Source organism: Mesorhizobium sp. M7A.F.Ca.MR.362.00.0.0 (assembly GCF_004023175.1).
Classification (GTDB): domain Bacteria; phylum Pseudomonadota; class Alphaproteobacteria; order Rhizobiales; family Rhizobiaceae; genus Mesorhizobium.
Genome location: NZ_RZTF01000289.1, coordinates 1 through 7926 on the forward strand (window position 1 = coordinate 1; position 7926 = coordinate 7926).

The 7926-nt window shown below is 62.7% G+C and carries 5 protein-coding genes and 1 pseudogene; 2 read left to right on the top strand and 4 right to left on the bottom strand.

The window, feature by feature from the left end; all coding sequences use genetic code 11:
- The coding region (locus EOC06_RS26870) for an isoleucine--tRNA ligase (RefSeq protein ID WP_128309206.1) at nt 1-1891 on the bottom strand (1891 nt) is incomplete at its 3' end.
- 233 nt (nt 1892-2124) lie between these two features.
- Entirely contained in the window at nt 2125-2931 is an 807-nt protein-coding gene (locus tag EOC06_RS26875; protein WP_127408602.1) for a MipA/OmpV family protein, read from the bottom strand.
- 194 nt (nt 2932-3125) lie between these two features.
- Between EOC06_RS26875 and EOC06_RS26880 the strand changes: the two genes are divergently transcribed.
- Nucleotides 3126-3680, top strand: coding sequence for an HdeD family acid-resistance protein (locus tag EOC06_RS26880; RefSeq protein WP_128309207.1), 555 nt, complete (start codon nt 3126-3128; stop codon nt 3678-3680).
- A gap of 15 nt (nt 3681-3695) precedes the next feature.
- Here EOC06_RS26880 and EOC06_RS26885 read toward each other — a convergent pair.
- Nucleotides 3696-4675 (bottom strand): annotated as a pseudogene (locus EOC06_RS26885) (bifunctional riboflavin kinase/FAD synthetase).
- A 6-nt stretch (nt 4676-4681) separates the two neighbouring features.
- The gene (locus EOC06_RS26890; RefSeq protein WP_164898751.1) at nt 4682-5542 is read right to left on the bottom strand and encodes a TIGR01459 family HAD-type hydrolase; all 861 of its coding nucleotides are present in this window, start codon (nt 5540-5542) and stop codon (nt 4682-4684) included.
- Nucleotides 5543-5772: 230 nt separating this feature from the next.
- Between EOC06_RS26890 and EOC06_RS26895 the strand changes: the two genes are divergently transcribed.
- Entirely contained in the window at nt 5773-7758 is a 1986-nt protein-coding gene (locus EOC06_RS26895; RefSeq protein WP_206631259.1) for a TadE/TadG family type IV pilus assembly protein, read from the top strand.
- Nucleotides 7759-7926 lie beyond the last annotated feature (168 nt).

Below are 7926 nucleotides of genomic sequence, written 5' to 3' on the forward strand. Positions count from 1 at the left end.
AACTTTCCAGCAGCGACGAATGGAACCAGCCGCGATGCTGGTCGGAGCCTTCGAGATAGACGTCGGCCGGCCATTTCAGGTCAGGACGATCTTCCAGGGTGAAGGCGTGCGTCGAGCCCGAATCGAACCAGACGTCGAGGATGTCCATCACCTGCTTCCACTTCGAAGCGTCGTGATTGCCAAGGAAACGCTCCTTGGCATCAGCCGCGAACCAGGCGTCGGCGCCCTCCTGCTCGAAGGCGTCCATGATGCGCTGGTTGACCGCTTCGTCCTTCAGCACATTGCCGTCGGCATCGGCGAAGACGGCGATCGGCACGCCCCAGGCGCGCTGGCGCGACAGCACCCAGTCCGGCCGCTCCTCGATCATGGCGCGGATGCGGTTCTGGCCGGCGGCGGGCACGAAGCGGGTATCGTCGATGGCCTTGAGCGCCCGGCTGCGCAGTGTCGAGCCGTCGCCGAGGTCCTTGTCCATGTAGACGAACCACTGCGGCGTGTTGCGAAAGATGATCGGTTTCTTGGACCGCCAGGAGTGAGGGTAGCTGTGCTTCAGCCGGCCGCGCGCGAACAGCGCGTTGCGCTTGATCAGCTCGTCGATGACGGCCTGGTTGGCGTTGCCCTTCTTGCCGTTGTCGTCGATGACACGCGCCGGTCCACCCTCCCGGTCGGGGCCGAAACCCGGCGCGTCCTTGGTGAAGAAACCGCCGTCGTCGACGGTGAACGGGATGGCGGGATCGATGCCGCGTGCGCGCAGATCCACCGCCGCATCCATCCAGGCGTCAAAGTCCTCGCGGCCGTGGCCGGGCGCGGTGTGGACGAAGCCGGTGCCGGCATCGTCGGTGACGTGGTCGCCGGCGAGCATCGGAACGGCAAAGTCGTAGCCGCCGCAAAAACCCTTGAGCGGATGCGAAAGCGTAAGGCTTCCAAGCTTTTGCGCCGAAACGCTGCGGAGACGATTCAAGGTGACCTTGGCCTTGACCGAGGAGTCTTCAGCCAGCGCGTCGGCAAAAATCAGTTTTTCACCCGGCTGCGGGCCGAATGCGTTTTCGGCTGCCGTGACCTCATAGAGGCCATAGTTGATGCGCGGCGAATAGTTGACGGCACGGTTGCCGGGGATCGTCCATGGCGTCGTCGTCCAGATGACGACATGTGCCTGCAGCAGATCGAGTGCGCCCTCCGTCAGCTTGGTCTCGCCATCGACAGGGCGGGCCAAGCTGGCGACCGGAAACTTCGCCCAGATCGTGTCGCTCTCATAGTCGTGGTACTCGATCTCGGCCTCGGCCAGCGCCGTACGCTCGACCACGCTCCACATTACCGGCTTGGAGCCGCGATAGAGCTGGCCCGACATGGCGAATTTCAAAAGCTCGCCGGCGATGCGCGACTCGGCATGGAAGGCCATCGTCGTATAGGGATTCTCGAAATCGCCGATGACGCCGAGGCGCTGGAACTCGGCCCCCTGCACAGCGATCCAACCCGCGGCGAACTCACGGCATTCCTTGCGGAATTCGTTGACCGGCACCTCGTCCTTGTTCTTGCCCTTGGCGCGGTACTGCTCCTCGATCTTCCACTCGATCGGCAGGCCGTGGCAGTCCCAGCCGGGCACATAGTTCGAGTCGTAGCCGCGCATCTGGAACGAGCGGGTGATGACATCCTTGAGGATCTTGTTCAGCGCGTGGCCGATATGGATGTTGCCGTTGGCGTAGGGTGGCCCGTCATGCAGAACGTATTTCGTGCGGCCGGCAGCGCTCTCGCGCAGCTTGCGGTAGAGATCCATGTCCTGCCAGCGCTTGACCAGCAGCGGCTCCTTCTCCGGCAAGCCGGCACGCATCGGGAAGTCCGTCTGCGGCAGGTAAAGCGTCTTGGAATAGTCGATCGTTTCAGTTGTATCGGTCATTGGTCTGCCATTTGCATTGCCCGGCGGGCGTACAAGCTCGGGCGTGAACTATCATGTTATGGAAAAAGCGCGAGGGGGCGCGCAGAAACTCCCGGCGGCTCCGGCGGCGCTCAGGCCACCCGGAACACCGGGCCTGTAATTCGTATCGCGATCGCGAAAAGGCGCGAAAAGCTGGTCATGGCTGGGCTTTTAGCCGAAGCCACGGCAGGAATAAAGCGTCTCGTTCGATTCACTTACATCGTGAAATCGAAGCGGTAGGTGGTCGACACGCCAATCATGAACTGGTTGCGGTCGCCGCGCTCCTTGACCAGGCTGGAATCGGCCGCCGGTCCCATCAGGCGCGAATATTCGCCAAACAGGCTGGCGGTCATCGGCTCGGTCACCTTCCAGGTTATGGCGCCGCCGAGGCCGGTCGATTTCAGCCCGCCACCGGGATGATATTCGCTCAAGCCCGAGGCCACGGCTTCCTGCGCGTTGACGCCGTAATAGGCGTCGAAATAATTGCCTGACGCAAAGGAAACACGCGGGCCGCCCGAAATCCTGACGGTCGGCGTCACATCGTAAAAGGCGTCGGCGGCGATGTCGGCGACAAAGCCGTTGTGAGCGCGAATGCCGTGGCGCAGCTCGGCGCGGGCGCGCAGCCAGTCGGTCGGATAGAATTCGAAGAAGCCGCCGACTTCCCCGCCCCAGCGCACCGGATCGAGGCCCTTCAGCTCATCGGCGTTGTCATCATCGCGGGAAAACAGGAACTTGCCGGTCAGGCCGGCGCGGACACCGCCATCATCGACCAGCGCCAGCGAGATGTTGTCGTTGCGCGAGACAAAGCGGGCCGCCGGTCCGGCCTTGCCCAGCGAAATGATTGGCGAGGCGCTGAGCAGGTACTTCTTGCCGCCCTCGAAATTCGGCGCCACCATGCCCGTGGCGCCTACGGTCAGATACCAGTCGCCGGACAGCCAGCTGCCCTCGCCCGCATTGGCAGCGCCCGTCCCACCCAGCACCGCGGCGGCCAACACAAGAGAGATTCTTCCGACCGAACTCATGGCCACTCCACTAACACAACGCATATGATTGCTGATGACAGCTTTGACGGCCGTTTGGTAAAATTTGATTTAAACCCGAGACATATGCTCGCGCTTTGCCGCGATCCCGCTGCCGGTCATCGGCTGGACGTTGGCTCGCGCCCGGATTACCTTCCATCCGCAGTATTCCGCAGCCCTCGATGGAGACCGCGACAATGACCCTGCATGGCGACGCCTTGAAAATCGGGATCGAACAGACACGGACAAAATGGGGATGGTTTGTCGCGCTCGGTGTGCTGCTGCTCATCTTCGGCGGCATTGCCTTTGCCAATCTGTTCGTCGCAACGGTGGCTTCCGTCTACGTCGTGGGATGGCTGATGCTGATGGCGGGTATCATCGAGATCGTGCACGCGTTCGGCGTCAAGACCTGGAGCCGCTTCTTCTACTGGCTGCTCAGCGGACTGCTGTACGCCGTTGCCGGCTTCTTCGCTTTCGGCAATCCGTTGCTTGCCTCGGCGGTGCTGACGTTCCTGCTGGCGATCGCGCTGGTCGCATCAGGGGTGCTCAGGGCCTGGGTCGGCTACAGCCATCGGCCGGAACGCGGCTGGGGCTGGCTCGTCGCCGCCGGTGTCATCAGCGCGCTTGCAGGTCTGATCATCGCCATGGGCTGGCCGGTCAACAGCCTGTGGGTGCTCGGTCTGTTCCTTGCGATCGATCTGATCTTCCAGGGCTGGACCTTCATCGCCGTCGGCCTGGCGCTGAAAAAGTAGGGATCATGCCTGGACTCAAAAAGCCATGGCCGCGTCGAGATCGGAGAGCGGCTTGACGCCGGCAAGCAGCGCGCGTGCCTCGGCTTCATCGCGCTTCATCTGCGCGACCAGCGCGTCGAGCCCATCGAACTTCACCTCCGGGCGCAGGAAACCGAAGAAGGAAACCTGACAGACCTCGCCATAGAGGTCTTCGGAGAAGTCGAAGACGAAGGTTTCCAGCAGCGGCGCGCCATTGTCGTCGACGGTCGGGCGACGGCCGAAGCTGGCGACGCCGTCGTGAAGCGTGCCGTCGGAGCGGCGGAAGCGGACGGCATAGATGCCCTCCTTGAGTGCGGCTTCAGCCGACAGCCTCATATTCGCGGTTGGAAAGCCAAGGGTGCGGCCAAGCTGCTGTCCGCCAACCACCTCACTTTCGACGGTGAAGCGGTAGCCGAGCAGACCGGCGGCTTCAGCCACTTCGCCCTCGCCCAGCAATCCGCGGATGCGGCTGGACGACACCACCTCGGCGCCCTCGTCCCGGAAGGCGTCGACGAGCGTGACGCCGAAGCCGTGACGCTCACCCGCCGCCATCAGGTAGGCCGGGCCGCCTTGACGATCCTTGCCGAAGTGGAAATCGAACCCGGTCACGGCGTGGGTAATGCCAAGGTTCGTTTCCAGCACATCCGTCACGAACGCTTCCGCCGACAGCGAGGCGAAGTCGCGCGTGAACGGCTGCTCGACCAGCGCGGCAAAGCCCAGCAGCGACAGGAGCCGCGCCTTCTCGGCGGCGGCGTCAGCACGAACAACGGGATATCAGGCCTGAAGATCTTGCGCGGATGCGGTTCGAACGTCAGCACCAGGGCCGGTACGCCGCGCCGTCCGGCCTCGGCAGAGGCGCGCTCGAGCACCGCCTGATGGCCGCGATGGACGCCATCGAAATTGCCGATCGCCACGACGCCGCCGCGCAGGTCGGCGGGAAGCGGCGCGGTTGCGAGGATGCGTTGGAAGGCTGCCATCGTCACCTACCGAAGCCTGGGAATGACGGCCACCGGACCATAGCCATGCTTTTCCAGGAACGCCGCCAATCTTGCCGGATCCGGTTGCAGGGCATCGCCATAGTCGCGGGCATGGATGCCGCCGGAGACATAAAGAACATCGAAGCCATTGTCCGCGGCGCCCTTCACATCGGTCATCATGCCGTCGCCGATGGCCAGCACCTGGCCGCGCTCGACCGGCTGGCCAAGAATCTCGGCGACCTCCTTCATCGCGAGATTGTAGATCGGCGCGTATGGTTTTCCAGCGATCAATGTGCGGCCGCCGAGCTGGGCATAGTCACGCGCCAGCGCGCCGGCACACCAGATCATGCGCTCGCCGCGCTCGACCACGATGTCGGGATTTGCGCAGATGAAAGGCAGGTTCCTGGCGCGCAGCCGCCGCAGGAGCTCCGTGTAATCCTCGGGTTTTTCGACCTCGTCGTCGAACAGGCCGGTGCAGACGACGCCGGACGCCTCGAACTCCTCGACAAGCTCGACGTCGAGACCTTCATAGAGGGTGAAGTCCCGGTCGGCGCCGATATGGAAAATCTTGCGCGGCCCTTCGGCGATCAGATCCCGCGTCACGTCGCCTGAGGTAACCACCCGGTCGTAGGCTGACGGTGGAACACCGATCGCGTTCATCTGCGCCACGACATCGGCACTTCTGCGCGGCGAATTGGTGATCAGGACGACGGGGATTTTCGCCTCTCGAGCCCTTGCCAGTGCGGAAGCCGCCACCGGGAAATGCGTTTCACCATTGTGGACCACGCCCCAGACATCGCACAGGATTGCCGAATAGGCCTTCGACACGTCTTCGAGCGAGCCGATGATTCCAGGCGAATCCGCCATGCCGTTTCCTTCAGTCATGATCGTTGCGATCGCTGCCACCGACGGTTCGCCGCAGCCGGTTCGGATTAGCCGAACCGCCCCGGCCTGTCACCAGCTTTCGCCAGGCACGATTGGTTAGCGGTTGGTGAAGCGCTGCCCCGGCAATAGAGCGATTTCCCAAACGCGGCCTTCAGCGTTTTGTGGAAAACTGGCATCGATCGAGAATCCGCCGGCGGGGGCCGCTGCAAGACATGCATGAACTTTGGCGTCAGTTCTGCCGCGACAAGCGCGGCAACTATGCTCTTATGACGGTCGTTGCGATGGTTCCGCTCATGGGCGCCCTGGCGATAGCCGTCGACTTCACCGAGATGAGCCGCGAAAAACAGGCGGTTTCGAATGCGCTCGATGCCGCAAACTTCGCCACGGCGCGCCGGCTGACGGAGGGTGCTACCGACGACCAGTTGAGGGCCTATGCGCTCGACTTCTTCAATGCCAACCTCAACAAGATCAACTCCGCCAACACGACGCTCAGCGTCACCTTGCCAAGCAACACCGCCGGCGGGGGCTTGCTCAAGATGAGCGCGCGGCTTGACTACAAGCCCTATTTCTATCCGGTCTTCGGTCAGCTCGTCGGCAAATCCGAAACCGACGCCAACCAGAAGATCAGCTTCAACGTGACCTCGGAAGTGCGGCTGAAGAACACTCTTGAAGTCGCCCTGGCGCTCGACAATTCCGGGTCGATGACCAAGACCGGAACGGGCTCGGGTCAAACGCGCATCGACCTTCTCAAGACCGCGGCCAAACAGCTGGTCGACACGCTGGCCCAGCAGGCGGCCATGATCAAGCAGGTCGACAGGCCGGTGCAGTTCGGCCTCGTTCCGTTTGCCGCCTCGGTCAATGTCGGACCCGGCAACGGTAACGCGTCCTGGATGGACACCGAAGGACTGTCGCCGGTATCGAACGAGAATTTCGACTGGTCGACGCTGAACGCGATCGACAAATACGCCCAGCAGACCAACGGTATCTGGTACAAGCGCGGCACCGGATGGGGTACCGACGAAGGCCAGATGCTGACCCGGTTTTCGCTCTACCGGGACATGAAGGTCGTCACCAACCATGAGCGTGTCACCAACAGCAAGCGTGTGGTTTGCGACGAATACAACTCGAACAACACCTGCAAACGAAGCCATGACGAATACGACTACATCGATTCCTATGGTCCATTCGCCAGTTGGCAGGGCTGCGTCGAGGCCAGGCCCTATCCCTACAATGTCAACGATGCGGCGCCGTCCGGCGGCTCGGCGAACACCGGCATAGGGGTTGGCGATCCGGCAACGATGTTCGTGCCGATGTTCGCCCCCGACGAACCCGGCAACCATTGGAGGCTCACCCAAGACCCCGATGAAGCCACGCCGATGACCTACGGCGCCGTGAACAGCTGGTGGAATGACGACCCGACAAGCAGCACCGGCCAATCCCGGTTGCGCAACATGGCCAAATATTTCCAGCCGCGGCCGATCAATGCGCCGGCGCTGGCCGCCGGCAACGGGCCGAACTACAGCTGCTCCACCAACCCGATCACGCCGCTGACCGATGTCAGCGTTGCCACTGGGCTCACCGCGATCAAGGCCGCGATCGACCTGATGAAGCCCGACGGCGGCACCAATGTTCCCGAAGGCATGGCCTGGGGATGGCGCGTGGTTTCGAGCGGCGAGCCCTTCACGCAAGGCCGCCCGGAAACCGAGAGAGGCAATGACAAGGTCGTGATCGTGCTGACCGACGGCGCCAACACCTACTACACGCCTTCTTCGCTCGGCTATTCCGACCCCGCCGATTCGAAGTCGACCTATGCATCCTTCGGCTATCTCAAACCCGGCTACAACGGCACGTCGGTGGGCCGCCTGTTCATGGGCACATCGAGCACCATTGGCCAATTCGATTATTCTAACGGCAATTATACCAACGCGCTCAACGAGCAGATGGCGACGCTTTGCAACAACGCCAAGGCAGCCAACATCATGGTGATGACTGTGGCGCTCGATCTGTCCACGACTAAAATCGCCGACCAGCAGGCGATCGAGGCGCTGAAATCCTGCTCGTCGAACTCGCGCTTCCGCAAGGATCCAACGGACGCGAGCAAGCCGGCAAAACTGTTCTGGAACGCCACCGGCGCCAGCTTGTCGAACGATTTCAAGGAAATCGGCAACGAATTGTCGAACCTGCGCATCGTCGGCTGATCCGTAGCCATCGGGGGCTGGCTGGAACAATGGCTGGCGCCGCCATGCACTTGCGCGCCTGCCGGGACAGGCACATCTTGGCCGCCTGCCGGATCGCGCGTCCATTCGCGGCGCGCTGGGGAAGAACAGATGCCCGAAACAGCCAATCATCTCGCCTTCGCGCTGGGC

What these genes read in the sequence shown, in the direction of transcription:
- EOC06_RS26875 (WP_127408602.1), bottom strand. Translation starts at nt 2,931, where the DNA reads ATGAGTTCGGTCGGAAGAATCTCTCTTGTGTTGGCCGCCGCGGTGCTG.
- EOC06_RS26880 (WP_128309207.1), top strand. Translation starts at nt 3,126, where the DNA reads ATGACCCTGCATGGCGACGCCTTGAAAATCGGGATCGAACAGACACGG.
- EOC06_RS26890 (WP_164898751.1), bottom strand. Translation starts at nt 5,542, where the DNA reads ATGGCGGATTCGCCTGGAATCATCGGCTCGCTCGAAGACGTGTCGAAG.
- EOC06_RS26895 (WP_206631259.1), top strand. Translation starts at nt 5,773, where the DNA reads ATGCATGAACTTTGGCGTCAGTTCTGCCGCGACAAGCGCGGCAACTAT.